The following is a 17,312-nucleotide window of genomic DNA, read 5'->3' on the forward strand; positions in this document are numbered from 1 at the left end:
GCCATTCATTCCAAATCTCAACCGAACCCAAACTTAATTCCAATTATTTGATTCAGAAACTTGCTTTATTCTTTTTATCTGATTTAATGAATATTACAACAACACATTAAAGGGAATCAACGATGAACAACAACTACGCAAAAATTCTTAAAGCAGGTTTTGATATTGAGATCAAATCGCAGGACTCGGCTATGGCAAGAATTTATCTAACCCAGAACGGCAAACGCACAGGTGATTGGGTGACATTCACAAGCGGCCATAGAACAGCAAGCACTTTAACCGAAGCTCTATCAAGCAAAAGAGTGAACACCCATTTGGATAGAGCTCTGGCAAGACTCTCAATGGTTGAAACTGTTGCTGAAGCTATAAAGGCCTGTCTTGAACGAGACGCCCTTCAAGGACAAGTGTCCACAGCGGAAGTAGCAACTAAACCTTTGAAAATCTGAAGGCAATATAAGACAACAACAAACCAAAACAACAATCAGGAGGCAACAAAATGACAACAACAATCAGAACAGAGCAAACCAACCTTATCGCCAAACTTTTGGCATTCGGCACAGCCAACGGAATTCCTACAGAGGTCGTGCGCAAGGTGGACGTGTTCCCCGCTCACCGCAAGAGCGCCTATACGACCCACGAGCGCCAGAACCTCATCGAGCTCTTGAGCTCAGCTCAGACCTTTCACGGAGCACACCAGTACCGGGACTCAGACGATGACTACGAGCGCGACCTCTGGGCCATGCGCAACAGTGAGCTCACCGACTCCCTCGCGCAGCTCCGTGCAGACAACAAGGCCAAGGGCTTGCTAGACACCTTGATCGACGCCGAGTGCTGGCTCTCTGAAGCCCTCAAGCATTCCAGCGCGGATACCGAGCTCTCCAAGGCAATCGTCTCACTCAGCCAGCGTATGCACATGGAGATTGCTCGCTACTACTCAAAAATGAACTGACCAACAACACCACAAAGAAGAAACACTTATACAACCACAAGGAGGACAACAATGAAACAACTTCTTAAAACAATTTTGAAGCTCTTAGCTTCTATAAATCCAGAGGAGAGTCTCAACGACAAGCAACAGCCGAGCAAAGAACAGCGAGAGAGATTCATGAAAGCCCTGGAGCTTGAGGAGCGCAACACAGTATCTCCACAGACGCGGCACCTATTTCACCAAGCATTAGATGCACACCGGAATGGGGGCAAGTTATGAGCTCCCTGTACTACTTAGCATTCGTCATCGGATTTACCACTGCCGCCTTCAATCAAATCGACAAGGTTCATGGCGACTACAACACCTATCGCAGCGAAATCAGAGATGTGAGCTCTGCGACCAAGGAGGCAACTTGCCAACGAACACTCAGCAGCAACTTCTGCTCGAACTGGCTTAGATAACAAACAGAAAAGGAGGAAATGACCGCAAGCAATCGGTCAGACAGTATGAAAAATAGAACAACAACAATCGGTATCGCCCTACTCGCTCTCGCAGCGGCCTATGGCGCGGCTGCGCATACCCTGCCAAACAGGGATACGAAAGCCGAAGACCAAACCCAGATCTCTGAGCTTCCAGCTCACACGTGCGCAGTACCTACGGTCCACAGCCTGCCCAGCCTGGCTGACTACCTGCCCGCTCCAGGCCTCTTGGTGGACACCCTGGACGCCGAACACCGCCACCAGGTTGAGGTGAGCGTATGAAGCCCTCGACCTACCGCCAAATTGAGGCTCGCTACGGCTTCACCATTGACGAGATTCGACCCGAGCACTACCCACGGTCCTGGAAGAAGTTCACCCTGAAGGCGAGCTACTCAGATGGCCGCAGGCTCTTGGTGTATGTCTGGAAACGACTAGACGTACACACAGCCATTGCGAACGCAATCAAGATCGAAATCTACTGTGCCAGGTGCCGAGCTGCTCACCGAGAAGGCCTGAAGAACGACATCGATGCGGAGTCCGCTTTGCGTGCTTATGAGGACGGTTTCATCGATGACACGAAGTTCTGGGACTCCTGGACGGCAAAGGAAGGCCTCCTATGAAAGCCTTCCTCACCACCACAGTTTCTATCCCTCTATGGCTCGTGCTCTTAGTCCTCGCTGGAGCATTCGCACATATAAGCTCCCTCACTGACATGGGGATTGAGAAATGGAAAGAGGCTGACACGGCAACCGCTCAGCTTCAGCAATGTCAAAACACACAACAACAATTAAAGGAGAACTATGGACAACCAAAATAACAAACCACGAACCCTGGACTTCGGTCCGAAGTTGGAGGAAAGCACACGAACACAGTATGGGATGGCTATCGCTATGTGCGCTGCTGTCATTCTTGTTGTAGTGAGCTTTGGCGCAGTCGTGGCCTACACCCACTGGAGCGCAATTCTTCGAGCATTCTCTTGACAACACGAAGAGTTCTGCTACTTTGGATAGATAACTAAAAAAAGGAGAAAGTATGAAAACAATAAAAACAAAGATACTGGCAGCAATCGCCTCGGCGTTCTGCTTAGTCGGCCAATCCCACGCATTGGTTGTCAATGGGGAAGAGCTCAGATTTCTCACATATTCCAACTGCATCGGGCAGGCCGGCTATGTGGGGTGAACAGCAAGAGTGGTTTGACGCCAACTGCCAACGTGTCATGGTTTTCCCACGTGGGTCGAAGCCCAGCGACATACGCAATGTGCGCTCGACCGGCGGCGGAACCATCAACTACTATGACCAAAACAAGTACAGGGTTGTAATCGAACAATAACTAGAAAAGGAGGAAAGACCGCTCAGACGGTCAACCATATGAAAACAGTACAAATAGAAAAAGAGAGCATTCACAACCGCATTATCGGGAATGACGGAAAAGAGAGAAGTCCCAAACCCTTCGTTGCTCAGTTTGTTCTCAAGAAGTCGAAGAGCAAGAAGCCTGTGGACGACTCCATCGCTGACTACCCTTTTGAAGGCAACTCTTGATGCAGCCAACCAGCAAAGAGCGTCAGCAACTGAAAGAGCTCTGGGCACGCTGTGCGGAGGCAGACGATTTTGAGACGCTCAAGTACTACATCTACAGCTATGACCCGGAGCGGTATCTACACCTCTTCACGAACACAGAAGCAATTTTCCCTTTGTGGGAAATGTTCGACGTATTCAGACCACTCTTCAATGAGGAAAACAACCAACAACAACTAAACCAAGGAGGATAACAATGAAAAAGGAACTACAACAACGGGTAGACGGTATCAACAGACGCAAAAACCTTAATATCGTGTCGAACAAAGGGGGGTTAGGAAAAAGCGAAGCAACCATCGCTGTTGCTTCAGCTCTGAGAAACCCCGTTATCTTGGAGCAGCTTGACCAACGCAAAGACATGCAAGTGGGGGTCTTCACTGGGGACACGGAAAATTGGAACGCTGTCAAACGCCTAGGAGGCGAAGGCGACCCGTTCAAAACCATTGCGCGTATCGACCTGACCACACGTCAGGGTTTGGACGACTTGGTGAATATGGTTGAAACGTACAAGGACGCCAGCGTTCTAATCAACGACTTTCCCGCCAACTCGCTGAATGTGATTGGGCAAGTTTTTGACGACCCAAGTGTTTACTTTGAGATATTCGCTCAGCATGGCTATGACAACTATCTGATTCTGCCCATGGACCACCAGATCGACTCACTCAGCTCAATCATCCAAGCCGCAGCAATCTTTGGAAGCAAGCCGCACTACATCGTTGCGTTCAACCCTCAGAAATCGAACACGAGTGAGTTTGACCGTGTTATGAATGAGTACCAGGAACAGCGAAGCAAAATCTTTGAGGGGAAGACGTTCTCAGAATGGACCATTCCTTACTTTGACCCTGAAGTCAAAGAGCTATCTGAAAAATATGGCATAGGCACACTATCCAAAGACTTGGATATCCACCCCGAGCTGAAATTAGCTTGCCGCATGAGACTGCGTATGAGCAGCGCCTCAGTGGTGAACTTCCTGAAGACTATCTTCTGAAATGCTCTGCCAACAAGAAAGACCCCGAAGGGTCTTTTTTTACGTGGCTCACAATCTTCGCTTGAAGCCTTCAACCAGGCGCCGGAAATAAGGAAGCCAGTCCTGGGGAACCAACGACTCACCCTCCCCCTGGCTGTGGAAGGCTTCGCTATGGATGGCTTGGAGGAAGTCCAGGCACGCAAGCGCGTCTTGCCTCTTTCCACGAATCAACACCTCGTCAAACACCCCCCTTACGGGTTCGACCATAGCCACCAGGCTCTTGCTCCTATCGAGCTCGACCCCACAGAACACATAGGGGTTGCTAGACCAGGAGATCTCGCCCAGCACGGCACGTGATGCAGCCTTGATAGGTGGAGGGGAAACTGTCTTGGCAGACTCTGGACGAGCCTCCGCAGACGACTGTACGGGCGCCCTACTGGCGAAAGAGTAACGCTGGCGATCGGCAGTCTCGGTTGCCGTCTGACCAGCTGGAGTAACGATTTTTCCGGCCTGTTCTGCCCGCTTGTCTCGCACGTACTTGAAAGCCTTTGCGAGAGCGTCTGGATTTGTTTGCACCCCCACCTCTTTGAGCATCGCTGCCAGGTATGGATACCGGTAGATGCCTCGTTCTTGAAGGATATCGAAGAGCTTTTGCCACTGCTCGTAGTTTCTGTCCACCATGGCGCGCAGCTTCAAGGCGCCCATATCGCGTTGCTCTGTCTCTTGCTGTAGACGTTTGGCCGTCAATTGCGCAATGGCGTCCATGCCAGCGCTAATCATTTTGAGACTCCCACACGTACGCGCTGAATGGTCTTGCGAACGGTATCAAGAGAAGCCGGATACCCAGCCTCAATGAGTATCTCGTGAACGGCCCTGTCAAGAGACTTCCCTTGCAAACGAAGGCACGAGCTGAGTTCCTTGTCCCAAGTAGGTAGAAAGCGTTTCACTAATGAAGTCAGAGTATGACTTCGCAAGCTTTCCTTCTCCTGAACGATACGAGAGCTTGTCAGCCCCTCTATTCTTTTAAAAATATCCATTTATCTCACCTCCTTATTATTCTTTCAAAGAAATTAGCAGAACCACTGCCGATTGTCAATATAAGTAGTGGATATTTGATATAGAAGTGCTGGATAAGAGCTATCGCTCGAAGAAGAAGCAGCACATAAAAGGAATAGATGTAGTGCAGAACAGTGCATATCCCGTTCCATGCGGTGCCTCTTCAAGGCTCTAAAAATACCTAAGCACCCTACGGACCAGAGGTCCAGATTGTGCTTTTCAAACTAATTTCCACAAACTTCCCAATGGGGAAACCAATCCATTTCAAAATATTTGGAAAGAATCTTGTATTACATATTGACAATCAACTTTAATTTGATATGTTGGTTATGTAACATTGATATTTAAATTGGAGGACAACATGAGCAACACGAACTACATCGCTTTTACAGTCAACGCAGAATTAAGAAACGAACTTCTGTCTACTAACGAAGTTTCACGAGTGGTTGTCTTGCCGATTGAAGAAGGGCTTTCCGCACACCTTCATAGAGCAGCCGCCAAACAAGGATTGAATGCCTACAAGGTTCTGCGAGCACTAGTGGGCGCATATCTATTGGTGAGAAAGTCTCACACCGAAGATCCCATGAAAGGACTGCGCGCGATGGTCCGAAGTTGGCTCAAGAAGGTTCGCAAAGGCCAACGGGTCAATCTCACTAGGTATTCAACAGGTCTTGCTCTATGAAGTACGAACTCGACGTTGCCTCTGGGAGTCCGCAATGACGAATCAGATCGAAAGAGCAACCGCCGTTCTGTCGCGCGTCAGACCACTTGGACGACTTGATAGGAAGGTTGGCCTGGCCGAGCTCTCACACGAGCTCCAAGTCAGCCCCGAGGCCTTCAAGACCGCCGCAGAGAGATTGGAGCTCAGGAACAGTGGCGAGCACTATTGGTTCGGCCTGCGGAGCCTCAAAACCGCCATAGCAGCTCACGAGCGAGAAATTGCCAGGGAAGAGATTGCCGCACGAAAAGCTGAGCTGGAGCTCCTGCTTGCCAAGCAAGGTAAACGCCTCTCCGACTTGGTGAAGGTGCGCAAGGTTCGAACCACAAAACTCTCTGGAGTGCTCACCATTCGTATCACCGAGGACGAAGCACAAGACCTGGAGTACCCCCTCAACCTGACAGGCGAACCCAACGTATCTGCCCAGGTTAAAGCTTGTGTCCGGGCCTATCCGGAACTTCGAGAGATACGCACCAGCTACGTGACCTTGAAGAAAGAACTCGAAGAACTCAAGGATGCCGTCAACAGTATTCCCGCACTTCTGATACACATAACAGAAGCAATTCATGAGGCGAAGAAGTAATTCTCAATAAACCAGCCACCATTCACCACGGTGGCTTTTTTATCGCCTGCACTTGACTTCAGAGAGAGTTCTGCTAATTTGAATAGATAACTACAAGGAGGATATATGGCAGATACCAAAGACAAACGCTCATTATGGAAACGAGTCAGCGAAGGCATTCAGACATTAGTACCCAAAGACCCTGGCAGCTACAGTGCACGCAAGCTTAGCATTGAGGCACAGCGAGAAAATGCAATCAACTGGCTCTCCAAACAGCCTTTTATTGAACGCTCAAGGGAAGAATTTGGTACTGACCTGCCAAGCCACCTGCTCAACGACGCTGAGTTTGCTAGCCGCCTCAATATGAGCTTTGGCGATGAGGTTGCTAACCGAGTAGTGCCGCTGGAAGTCAGACGTAGCACCGAATACCAAGCGGGTGTAGCCCACGGCTACGGATTCCTCAACGCTGCGCTTCGCCATGACCAGGAACGCCTTCAGTTGCCTTTAACAGACTTGGACGATGAACAAGAATTCAGCGAAAGAGACAAACGCCACGCTATAGAGGTCATTCGCAGAATGGGACCAGAAGAAGCCCTGGAGTTCATAAACAAGGACCTACCAAAACAATTCATAGCCGAGGAAAAACTAGACGAGATTTTCAAAGAGCGTGCTCAGACAAGAGCTGTCGAAGCCCTCAGCGATGACGTTCTCACCAATAAAGACTTCCTTCTAGCGTTAGATATGTCCGGCTTCAATCTTGGCAATCTTCCTCAGCACATTCGTGACAACGACGCCGTTATGAAAGATTGCCTTGAGGAATCACCCTATTTCTTCCAAGTCGCAAGCAAAGCAGTACGTTCTGATCAAGAGAGCTTTGAGAAATCACTGAAGGGATACTGGGATATAGAAATAGGGCACCCTAGGCGCAAAGACGCCGAGCAACTCTTTGCAGAGAACTACTCTTTCGCCGAAAAGAACATCAAAGAAAATCCAAGGAACTTTCTCGTTGCTCAGCAAGAGAGCTTCTACGGACTCTCCGTCAAAGACACCCCACAAAGCATCAGGGACAACAAAGAAGTAATAGAAGCTCTTCTGAAGTGGGATAACAACGCCTTGCGCTTTGCGAGTCGAGAACTCCGTAAAGACAAGAAGTTTATCTTGGACATGACGGAGAAATACCAAGTCGACGTTTCGCGTGAGACATTGATTAAAGACCGTCAAGTCGCTCTCAATCTCACGAAGACCAACTCAATTACACTGGACAAGCTCCCTGAGCATCTACAAGCAAACAGCGAATTTGTAGAAAATGTCATCCGCTTGAACGGCAATCAACTGCAGTACACAAGCAAAGCAAATCAAGACGATTACGCCTTGGCACGCCTCGCAGTATCGCAACCCAAGTCGAACGCACTGAAACATTGCTCAGAGCGACTGAAGAATGACCCATCACTTGTCTATGCGGCATGCGAATTCGACGGATATTCAATCGAGTATGCAAGTGAAGAGTTGAGAAACAATCGATACCTTGCCATTCACGCCGTTCAACAAGAACCCAAGGCTATACAGTGCTTGCCTGATGAATTAAGACAAGACATAGAAATTCTGACAATAGCAGCAGAGGGTGATCCCAGGGCGTTGATAGAAACAACGGATGAAATGTTTGAGATTCTCACAGGCCGTTTTTCGAAAGAAGCTAAAGAGGAGTGGGACCGTATTTTAAATGAGGATGCACACCCAGCCAGGTTCGATGAAGTTATGGGCGACCTTCTTCTTGAAAGCTTCAACGGCTACAAGGTCGAGCTTGAACGCAATCAGAAAGAGGAGGCGCTTGCTCAAGCTCAGGAGCAGCACCTAGAGAAGGTTCTGACTCAGAGCGACCTAACCAACAAGGAAGATATTGCGGTTTGGCTCAAGCACTACGGGGTTGAAGACTTCACCATCAATGACGACCTCACAGTGGACGTGAGTGGAGACGTGAATCTAAGAAGCAAACGTAGTTTAGATAACGTCCTCGAAGTTGACGGGATTGAATCTCGCCCCGTGGAGTATCAGATTCCTCTTACCCACCTACCCTTCCAGTTCGGGAAGGTTTCAGGGAACTTCGATATCTCTGCAAATGGAGTAAATGGTGAGTACGCGACCGTCCACCAGACCCTGCCAGCACTACGCTCTCTGGAGGGCTCACCTCACGAGATTGGAGGCGACTTCATATGCGCTCGCAACAACTTGTCCAGCTTGGAAGGTGGCCCTGCGAAGGTAGGAGGAGTCTATGACTGCTCTTCCAACGAACTGTCCAGCGTTAAGGGCGCACCCAGCTATGTTGGCAAAGACTTCAAAACCGAGGGCAACCCACATCTTGAACCGGAACATGTGAAGTCTCTGAGCGAGAAAATTTCCCTTAGCCGCGCTACTCCTGAGGCTACGAAGCGCGAACCCGTTCGCATTAACTTGGCAGCACTTGGTGATGAGCAAGCCTACAACGCTGCTAAGAAGCAAAAGGTACAGACTAAAGAAGCTACCAAGACATTCAAAATCTAAGGAACGCGCATGATAAATATAAAAAACATGCGCAACATGGATTATCACAAACCCCAGCTGGCGTATTACACAAAGCAAATTGACGAAGGGGCGAACCTGGACGACCCCCTCATACCTCTTGCCACGGGGGCATTGGCCCTGGCCGCAGGGCGTGAGGGAACGCCCTTCACCGAGAAAGAGTGGGACAGGCTTTGTATGGGCTACAACCCCTTCAAGGACGACTGGTTCAATCACCCACTGAACGGAAATCCTCAGAAGTTAGACGAGAGCCACGAGCCAATCGTTGAGCCACCTCTCACGAAAGAGGAAATCGAAGCTGGTGTAAAGAAGAAGGAACGCGTCCCCATGACGGAGCTCATCCCTACCTTCGACAAGTCAATCAGCATTTTCTTCGCCGCCCAGAGCAAAGCCGTTCAAGACGAGATGCTCCTAGAGCTGAATCGGATCGTTCAAGAAGAGCTTTACCCCATGATTCGACAGTTTGCAATGTACGAGAAGGACAACAAGAAATACTACGCAGAGAACCTCTCCTTCATAACTTCCTTTGCTCACATCGAGAACCGCGCAGTCGAGCCATTCCTTCACTTTCACATTTGCGTAGCCAACTCAGTGGTGGGCCATGACGGCAAGCTGTACGCCCTGGAGAACAAGGGGTTGCACGACAACGTGTCCCTCATGGACGCCGCGTTTCACATGCACCTGGCGAACTACCTGAAGAAGCGCTTCAGCGCCCAACTGGTGGTGAGCGACACCAAGCCAGACAAGAAAAATCAGCACCTTGACGCCTCACAGAAGAACGTCCAGAGCTTTGCTATCGCCGGCGTTCCCAAGGAGGCCATAGCCCTCTACTCCAAGCGCAGCGTCGAGATTGAGAAGGAGCTCGAAAAGCAGGGCAAGAAGGGGCACAAAGCGGCCGAGATAGCCCAGGCGAGCACCCGTGCGCAGAAGACAGAGCTGAGTTCGACCGAGCTTCGCAACCAGTGGAACAAGGAGCTCAGAGAGAAATTTGGGTACGACCAGGAACGTGCTCAGGAGCTTGCTATGCGTCCTGAGACTGAGACGCCGAAGCGCCAGCCGCAGTCAGATATCGAGCTCGTGAAGGGCTTCCACCGCAGGACCGGTGAAGCGTTCGGCTCCCAGGCACAAATCAAGGCTCACCTCTTCAAGCAGCTCTTGCTGCACTACTCCCCTGATGTGGTGGAGAGCAAGGCCGCGAAGATTTTCGAAGAGCACTTCCTTGCTGCGACAACGCCCGAGACGAAGGAACTCTATGAGGGCCTCGAAACGTCGACAAACCCGCAGGAGCGCATGGCTCTCCAGCACAAGCTTGCTGCGAGTGCCAAGTATGTCTCTCACTACTACCTGGAAAACGAGCTCAAGACTTTCAACGAGTACAAAGCGCGTGAAGAGTCTCTAGGGTTCGTCATTCCCCGCACCACGGTGCTCAAGGGCTTGAAAGATTATCAAGAGCGCATGAGCAAAGCCAACAAAAAGGCCTTCAAGTTCAACGCAGGCCAGCTCAATGCTGCCATATCGATGCTGAGCGAGCCTGGCGCCGTTATGTGCATCAAGGGTAAGGCTGGAGCCGGAAAAACCAGCGTGGTGAAAGCTGCCAAGGAGATTGCCGAGAGCCAGGGCTATCGAATGATTGGCACCGCCACCCAAGGCAAGGCCAACAACATTCTGATGGCCGAGAGCGGCATCAAGGACGGGGCAAATACGGCAGCGCTTCTCATGCAGCTCAAGGGAAAAGAGGGCAAGCCACCCAAGCTCAAGCTCACTAACAAGGACATTGTTTTGCTGGACGAGGCCGGTATGACCTCAGCTCAGGAGCTGTGGGAGATAAGTGCCTTCATTCACGCAGCAGGCGCTAAGCTCGTCATGCTGGGAGATGGCGACCAAATCCAGGCTGTGGGTGCGAGCAATTTATTCAGGCACTTCACGAAAAACTTCACTTGCGTTGAGCTCAACGAGATTCAGCGCCAAAGCGAAGCCTGGCAGTGCGAGATGGTTTCAAATGCGAGCCAGGGCAAGGCCATGGACACGATTCTTGCCCTCTACGAGAAGAAGCGTGTTGCTGTCACGAAGACCACTGAGGAACGCGTGAAGCTCATCGCCAAGGACTACCTTGACGACCCTACCAGTGAGTCGAACAAGTTCATTGTGGCGAGCTTGAACGAGGACGCAGACACCATCAACAACGAGGTTCAGCGCCAGCGTATCGAGCGAGGTGAACTCAACCGAGCGCTGGGTGTTGCGGTTGTCGAAGACGAGGACGGAATCAGCAGGCAGTTTCACGTGGGTGAGCGCGTTGTGTTCAGTCGCACCACCGACAGTGATGACCCATCAGCTCGGTGGCGTGCGAACAATGCTGACGTGGGCCGAGTGCTGCAAATCGAGCACTCCCCTCGCACAGGAAAGCTCAGAGCAATCACCATAGAGCTCGACAACGGCAAACCTCTCACCCTCGGGGCGGAGAAGGCCAAGAGCTTGAAGCTGGGCTCATGTCTCACGACGCACAAGAGCCAGGGCGACACCGTAAAGAACAGCTACCTCTTCGCCAGCAACATGCTCAACAACCTCCACAGCTTCTATGTCCAGGTCTCGCGCCACAAGGAGAACACGAAGCTGTACCTGTCTGAAGACCAGGTGGAGCGTATCGCCCGCGACCGCAAGTTGGTGAAGCCCGCCCCGGCTCAGCAAAGCTGGGCTCGAGATTTGATAGCCAAGGACTTGGCCAATCAGGTCATTGACGAGGCCAGAGCGAAGCGCCTGCACGAGCTCACGGAGACATTCCAGGGTTGCCGTGAGTATCTGAACTCGCACCGTGAAGCGTGGACGGCTGATAGCCAGTCTTCCAGGCAAAAGCTCATGGAAATTAAAACACTCGCCCAGTTCGTGCAAATCTTCGAAGCGATGGGGCGCGCTAACTACAAGAAAAGCACTTTCGACATATCCGTACTTAGCGCCCCTGTCCAAGAGAAGCTCAAAGACTTCATGAAGGCTCTGACGACAAAGTCGCGTGTGAAAAATAGCTTGCCCGTAATCAAATCAACGATAGTCAGAACATCTGAGATTCCGACAATCGATGAAAAGAGAAGTCAGGCACGACAAATTGACTTAGGAGCGCTTTCACCTTTAGGCAAAGCAGCCGTGAGGAGAAGGAGTAAAGACTTGGTTCAAACCATGTAAACAATCAATAACTACAAAGAAGCCGCCCTCAGAGGTGGCTTTTTTATACCGCATCCTTGACTTCGAGAGTTTATATATGCTAACTTATTTTAAAGATTAATATGGAAGACACATGAACAACAAAACAAGCACACCGTTCAGATTCAACCACCCACAACACAGAGAAGCGTCAAACCCAGGCAAGGCTTCTGACAGCATTGGCAAGAGCATGAACTCTTCCGGCCTGACCAAAGAGGAGATTGGTCAATGGCTCAAGGAGTATGGAGTTGAAAACTGGACAATAAATCATGACCTAAGCGTCGATGTCAGAGGAAGCGTCTATCTGGACCATTGTTTTAGACCGCAGAATAAAAACGAATGGTTAGAACAAATGGCAGGGTATGAAGAGCACACCGACCATGAGAACCGCGAAGAACTCAAGCTTTGCGATGACGGCACCTATGAAAGGCGAGGCTCCTATTTTGCGTTTGAGGAAAAGCGTTTTAAACCCTACACACTTCCCGTACGGTTCAACAAAGTTTCAGGGGATTTCTGCATCTCTCAGAACAGGCTTGCCTCATTGAAAGGATGTCCAAAGGAGGTCGGGGGCGATTTCGATTGCGAGCATTCAGGAATAACTAGCTTGGAAGGTGCACCAAGCAAGATAGGCGGAATATTCAACTGCTCGGAAAACAACGTTTCAACGGTAGGTCAGATTGACACGTTGGTTGGAAAATCATTTGTTGGGCTGTACGGCATCAGGGAGTTCAAAGACGTGATGCCAAACGATTTCAACCGGATTAACGTACCTGCCGCCACCTTCAATCAAGCAACACTTCCCACCCGCGAGAAAAACCTCCTGGAGGCTACTGTCGCTCGCAAGCCCGTTCGAATCGACCTAGCCGCGCTGGGGAACGAAGCGGCCTACAACCAAGCGAAGAAGGAAAAGGCTCTAACGCAAACGAAATCCAACACGTTCAAAATCTAAGGGAGTGTAGATGAGGACCCTATATAGAAGTCGCAACAACGAAGCGAACATTCCCAGAGGCACACAGGTTATCTACTACGAGGACTGGGCCGTTGCCGCTGGCTTTGGCTTTGTCCTCACCTTCACGGCGCTGATGTTCGCGGCCATCAAATTGGGTGAGCTCGTAGGCCTTCCTGCAGACACCTGGCACGCCGGCTTCAAGAGTGGCTTCACCTACTTCGACCTGGCACTCTCGTGCCTTGTTGCGTGGCGCTTTGGGCGCAGCGTGAAACCTCAGAAGCTCAACCAAACTCGGGGCGCTGTGCTCTATGAGGACAGGGAGATTGGTGGCGACGGCTTCAAGGCCCTCAAGGAATTCTTGGACGACGAGTTTGGGCACCAGCCTGGCAAGAGCGCACCACTTGTCCTGGCGGCGCCAAAAGGCGTGGACCTCCTCCAGGTGAAAGGAGAGCTCCCGCGCAAGCTACGACTTCTAGACCGGCTGATGAGACGTAAGGGGCCGAACCACAACACGCTCTTCAGCCAATGTATTCCTCTCTCAGATAACCGCAGTTCCACCCACCTTCTGGTGGTGGGTGGAACTGGTACAGGGAAGAGTTTGACCTTGAAGCCCATCTTCCACCAAGCCATCAAGTTTCGACACAAGCTGGTTGTGCTGGACAAAAAGGGCGAATACCTCGCCGAAGTCGCGCCAGATAACTTCTTCTTGATGGGCTTCCACGATAGGCGCCAGTTCAAGTGGATACCAGGCAGGGATATTCGCAACATACCGGCTGCGCTTCAGTTCATTGAAGGCGTTATCCCTTCCTCCGAGGGAGACAAGATCTGGAGCGACGCGGCGAAGTTGTCCTCAGTGGCAATCATGGCTCACCTCATAAACACCAAGCCGCTCAAATGGGACTGGAGTGATTTTCAGGACTTGTACTTACTTCCCAATGAGGAACTGGCGAACCTCTGCAAAGTGTCGTACCCGGAAGCCTACAAAATCTTCACCAGCGCCGAGAACACCATTTCAAGCGTGATGTTCAACATCGCGACCTACCTGGCCCCACTGATATCTTTCGCTCGTGAGTGGAAGGGCTCTGACTACCCAGAGTTCTCCTTCACCGAGTGGCTAGACGACCCAGCACCCGAGCGAAACTGCCTTATCTTTCAAACTGGCGGCTACAGCGCTCAGAACGACCCAATGTTTCGCGGCTGCCTAAATATGATTGCTGGCTACATAGATAGCGACAGGTATCTAGAGTGGTCCCGCAAGCACAACGTTCCGCTTTGGTTCTTCTGCGACGAGTTTCAAAGCTTCGGAAACCTTGCCAAGTTTCTTGATGCCATTTTGGAACGCGGACGCGACCGAGGAGCGCGATTGTGCATAGGCGTACAAGACATTGCGCAGCTAAAAGAGGTGTACAGCGAAAACCTCGTGGCGACCCTCATGAGCAGCGTGGGCGTAAGTATTTTGGCTGGCGCCAATCAAGGTGAAACGACTGAGATTTACAGCAAGAACATTGGTGAGCTCTCATTCACAAAGAAGCACATAACCCACAGTGAGAGCGGTAAATCGCATGATGAGCAAGAACACGACGAGCTTGTACTCACACCAGCTGAAATAATAGACAAGATGGGCTTCACGCACGGCAGGACACGAGTGCTCTACCGGTTCAGTCGAAACAAGAACGTCTACATAGTCCAGCAGCCGCCAATCAGCTTTCCACAGCTCTCAGCTCTGTACTCACCCGCAGATTGGGTGTTGGGCGTACCCAGGGCGACGAAGGAAATGACAGCAGCCACAGCAGCTCAACCAGGCGCTGGCGCGGTGGGTAGAGCGGCCAGCAAGGCCAGCACGCAAGAGGTTGAGCAAATGCTGAACGAGGAGCTCCCTGACGAGATTGACGAGCTCCCACCTGGCTACGAATACCTCCCTGACGATTCTGAAGATGAGGACGAGCCCTACTACCTCGACCTAGACGAGATGGCCTCACCAGTTGCATGTCTGGCTGGCTCTTCGGGAATAGAGCACGCACTCACGATTATTGATTTTGTTGAAGAAGCTCTCAGCACACCAAAATCCAAGGCACTAACCCGCAGAAAAATCAACATCAACGAAACACTGAATCAGAGGAGAAAGGAATTACCAAAAGCCAAAGACTTGACAACGGCAAGGAATTCACTAATATCATTATCTAACATACAACAAAAATAGGGAGGCAAGATGGAAAATCACAATCAAACAACTTTTGACGAAGAGTTAACTCGCATTGAAGCTCAACTGAGGAAGAAAGTTGAATTCAAAAACAGTTTTGAGCATGAAGAAGTTCAGCAATCAGAACAAGCAACCGTGGGGGCGGTTGACCACAAGAATGGAATGAGTGAGCGCCCAACCACAATTTTTGGAAAAAAGATTGATGCGACCCGCCTATCAGATCCAGTACCCACAGCCATCGTCAATGATTCGAGTTCACAACCATTCGTTGAGGAAGTGCCAATTCAGGCTACTTCTCTGCCTAACGATAACAACGAATTGCTGGCTCCATCAGTGGTAGACGGCTTGAGCCAGGAAGACCTGCATAAACTAAAATCTGAATCGCGTGCAGCGTTCTCTAGTGGTGTTGCCGAGGTAGCTCTAACGCCGGAAGCAAATTTGATAACGAGGGCAGATGGCAAACGAATGATTGTCATAGATTTTGGGAAAAACCTGTCGCCAGCCGAGATTGGCTCGTTCGGGATAAACAGAGACATAAGCAAAAGTCTAAAAAATCCTGAGGATGGGATTCGAGACTTCTTCAACGTTTCTTATGATGAAGAGAGTAGACTTCGTGTAATTGACAAGGAAAACTATCTCAACCTTCCACTGACTGGAGACCCAAGTGCCGCTCTGACACGTCTCAGTGAATACGAGTACAAGAACAAGTTCAACACCACCTCATTGCGAAACTTGCACGACGCCACGCATACAAATATGGTGAAAGCGCATGAGCGGGAGCGCCAAGAAAGTCGCAACGACCCAGAAGTTCTAAAGCGCCATAAGATTGAAGTAGCTCTATGGACGTACCGTGAACAGGCGCAGTTGAGCCCAGAGAAGGATTCAAAGGTGCACAACTTTAACGCACTCATGAAACTTCATGAGGCTCTAAAGATTGAGCAAAAGGGCGGCAGAACAGTTCACCCTGCCAGACGAGTCTCTTTTGAGAAGGAAGCGGAGAAGTTTGCTGCCGAGCCCTCACCCAATCGCATCAACGTAGTTGCTAACAAGATCAATCCGACACGAGCCCAAGCGTGAAAGCAAAAAAACCTCCAATTCGGAGGTTTTTCTTGGACCTGTCAAAAGGCTATTTGAGAATGTAGGTCGCAGTGCAGGCCGCAATCGAACCTAAAAGCCACATGAGGTTAACAAGCCAACCTTTCCTGTGCCACTGACTTTCTACTTGCTTTGCCGCCTCTCGTTTTGCAATGCTTTTAATATAGCCGAGTACCTTCTCTCCGATTATCACCCCAGCGGCTTCGGAGTGTTCAGCCACAATACTCTGGCTGAGCTTGTGAGGCTCCAGGTTCAAGGAGAGGTTGGCAAGTGTCTGTTTGGCCTTCTCCTCAATCTCAGCATTCTTCTTATCAAGCAGCTCCATAGCCTGCACAACGTGTTGAAGAACTGCATCAAGGCTTTCGTTGAGCTCAGCATTCACGGCCTCAACCCTTCTACCTATCGTTTCGAAGATTTTCTCTTCTTGCTCCAGCATTCCAGCCAAATTGGAGGACTGTCGCTCAACCACAGACCGCAGGTTGGCAATCGTCTTTTCACTGAGTTTGTGGAGCTCGTGCGCGGCAGAGATCTCAATCGCTATGTCCTCGATGCGGGCGTTGGAGTCCTCCGCGAACTTCAAGTAGAAGAGCTGCGCCTCTACTGGTAGCGCCTCCAGGTGCTTTCTAGCCCATTGGGAGGCCTGCGCACCATACCTCTGCGCGTAGCGTTGACCAAGGTCAATCACGTCCTGCGGGTTCACAGGCAATGCACCTGACACAGGCTCACTCTCAACCGCTTCCACTTCGCCGCCCCGTCTTTGCGCAGAGGTATCGGGGACGGTTGATTCTGTCTGTCGCTTCGATGGCCCTCCCCCTCTTCCAAAGCCAGGGGTCATTTCTAAATCGTTCTCAACGCGCTTTGTTTTTAACTTCTCGTTCAGGTTCGCCAAATCAATTCTATTGCTCATAATTTGAACCCTATTTGTCGGGCCCTCCTCCTTTGTTGTTATTTTTAATATAGCGAATAGACATGCAATGTCAAGACATCACTTGACTTCAGCATGAAATCTGCTAATTTGATAACAGAACAACAATA

Annotated in this window: 17 protein-coding genes; 15 read left to right on the forward strand and 2 right to left on the reverse strand. The window is 50.5% G+C overall.

The features are described 5' to 3' along the window. The first annotated feature begins 122 nt into the window (after positions 1-122). From QF040_RS14590 to QF040_RS14625, 8 genes are all read left to right on the forward strand, one after another. The gene (locus tag QF040_RS14590; RefSeq protein WP_429611633.1) at positions 123-446 is read left to right on the forward strand and encodes a hypothetical protein; all 324 of its coding nucleotides are present in this window, start codon (positions 123-125) and stop codon (positions 444-446) included. A gap of 50 nt (positions 447-496) precedes the next feature. Further along, the gene (locus QF040_RS14595) at positions 497-949 is read left to right on the forward strand and encodes a hypothetical protein (protein WP_429611634.1); all 453 of its coding nucleotides are present in this window, start codon (positions 497-499) and stop codon (positions 947-949) included. Between the two features lie 51 nt (positions 950-1,000). Beyond that, complete coding sequence (locus tag QF040_RS14600) at positions 1,001-1,207, forward strand: hypothetical protein (RefSeq protein ID WP_429611635.1); 207 nt, start codon at positions 1,001-1,003, stop codon at positions 1,205-1,207. A 478-nt stretch (positions 1,208-1,685) separates the two neighbouring features. Then, positions 1,686-2,027, forward strand: coding sequence for a hypothetical protein (locus tag QF040_RS14605; RefSeq protein ID WP_429611636.1), 342 nt, complete (start codon positions 1,686-1,688; stop codon positions 2,025-2,027). After that, positions 2,024-2,224: a hypothetical protein gene (locus tag QF040_RS14610; protein WP_429611637.1), complete on the forward strand. Its 201-nt coding sequence runs from the start codon at positions 2,024-2,026 to the stop codon at positions 2,222-2,224. The genes QF040_RS14605 and QF040_RS14610 overlap by 4 nt, the downstream gene beginning before the upstream one ends. 551 nt (positions 2,225-2,775) lie before the next feature. After that, a complete protein-coding gene (locus QF040_RS14615) occupies positions 2,776-2,946 on the forward strand; it encodes a hypothetical protein (protein WP_429611638.1) in 171 nt (56 codons plus the stop codon). Continuing rightward, the gene (locus QF040_RS14620) at positions 2,946-3,176 is read left to right on the forward strand and encodes a hypothetical protein (protein ID WP_429611639.1); all 231 of its coding nucleotides are present in this window, start codon (positions 2,946-2,948) and stop codon (positions 3,174-3,176) included. The genes QF040_RS14615 and QF040_RS14620 overlap by 1 nt, the downstream gene beginning before the upstream one ends. Positions 3,177-3,178: 2 nt before the next feature. Continuing rightward, positions 3,179-3,970 (forward strand): hypothetical protein, encoded by a 792-nt coding sequence (locus tag QF040_RS14625; RefSeq protein ID WP_429611640.1) that lies wholly within the window; start codon positions 3,179-3,181, stop codon positions 3,968-3,970. A gap of 48 nt (positions 3,971-4,018) precedes the next feature. Here QF040_RS14625 and QF040_RS14630 read toward each other — a convergent pair whose 3' ends face one another. Next, on the reverse strand, positions 4,019-4,714 hold the full coding sequence (locus tag QF040_RS14630) for a hypothetical protein (RefSeq protein ID WP_429611641.1): 696 nt from the start codon (positions 4,712-4,714) through the stop codon (positions 4,019-4,021). Positions 4,715-5,366: 652 nt separating this feature from the next. Here QF040_RS14630 and QF040_RS14635 point away from each other — a divergent pair. The 7 genes from QF040_RS14635 to QF040_RS14665 all read left to right on the forward strand — a co-directional run bounded on the left by QF040_RS14635 (position 5,367) and on the right by QF040_RS14665 (position 16,259). Continuing rightward, positions 5,367-5,687, forward strand: a complete 321-nt coding sequence (locus QF040_RS14635; RefSeq protein ID WP_429611642.1) for a hypothetical protein — start codon at positions 5,367-5,369, stop codon at positions 5,685-5,687. Between the two features lie 34 nt (positions 5,688-5,721). Further along, positions 5,722-6,306: a hypothetical protein gene (locus QF040_RS14640; protein WP_429611643.1), complete on the forward strand. Its 585-nt coding sequence runs from the start codon at positions 5,722-5,724 to the stop codon at positions 6,304-6,306. A gap of 105 nt (positions 6,307-6,411) precedes the next feature. Next, positions 6,412-8,823, forward strand: a complete 2,412-nt coding sequence (locus tag QF040_RS14645) for a DUF4116 domain-containing protein (RefSeq protein ID WP_429611644.1) — start codon at positions 6,412-6,414, stop codon at positions 8,821-8,823. Between the two features lie 36 nt (positions 8,824-8,859). Beyond that, complete coding sequence (locus tag QF040_RS14650) at positions 8,860-12,015, forward strand: AAA family ATPase (RefSeq protein WP_429611645.1); 3,156 nt, start codon at positions 8,860-8,862, stop codon at positions 12,013-12,015. Positions 12,016-12,127: 112 nt separating this feature from the next. Further along, the gene (locus tag QF040_RS14655; RefSeq protein ID WP_429611646.1) at positions 12,128-12,982 is read left to right on the forward strand and encodes a hypothetical protein; all 855 of its coding nucleotides are present in this window, start codon (positions 12,128-12,130) and stop codon (positions 12,980-12,982) included. A 10-nt stretch (positions 12,983-12,992) separates the two neighbouring features. After that, entirely contained in the window at positions 12,993-15,182 is a 2,190-nt protein-coding gene (locus QF040_RS14660) for a type IV secretory system conjugative DNA transfer family protein (protein ID WP_429611647.1), read from the forward strand. 9 nt (positions 15,183-15,191) lie between these two features. Continuing rightward, the gene (locus QF040_RS14665; protein ID WP_429611648.1) at positions 15,192-16,259 is read left to right on the forward strand and encodes a hypothetical protein; all 1,068 of its coding nucleotides are present in this window, start codon (positions 15,192-15,194) and stop codon (positions 16,257-16,259) included. Positions 16,260-16,308: 49 nt separating this feature from the next. Here QF040_RS14665 and QF040_RS14670 read toward each other — a convergent pair whose 3' ends face one another. Continuing rightward, positions 16,309-17,166 (reverse strand): hypothetical protein, encoded by an 858-nt coding sequence (locus QF040_RS14670; protein WP_429611649.1) that lies wholly within the window; start codon positions 17,164-17,166, stop codon positions 16,309-16,311. Positions 17,167-17,312: the final 146 nt, after the last annotated feature.

The sequence above is a fragment of the Variovorax sp. W2I14 genome (assembly GCF_050435205.1).
Taxonomy (GTDB): domain Bacteria; phylum Pseudomonadota; class Gammaproteobacteria; order Burkholderiales; family Burkholderiaceae_C; genus Variovorax; species Variovorax paradoxus_C.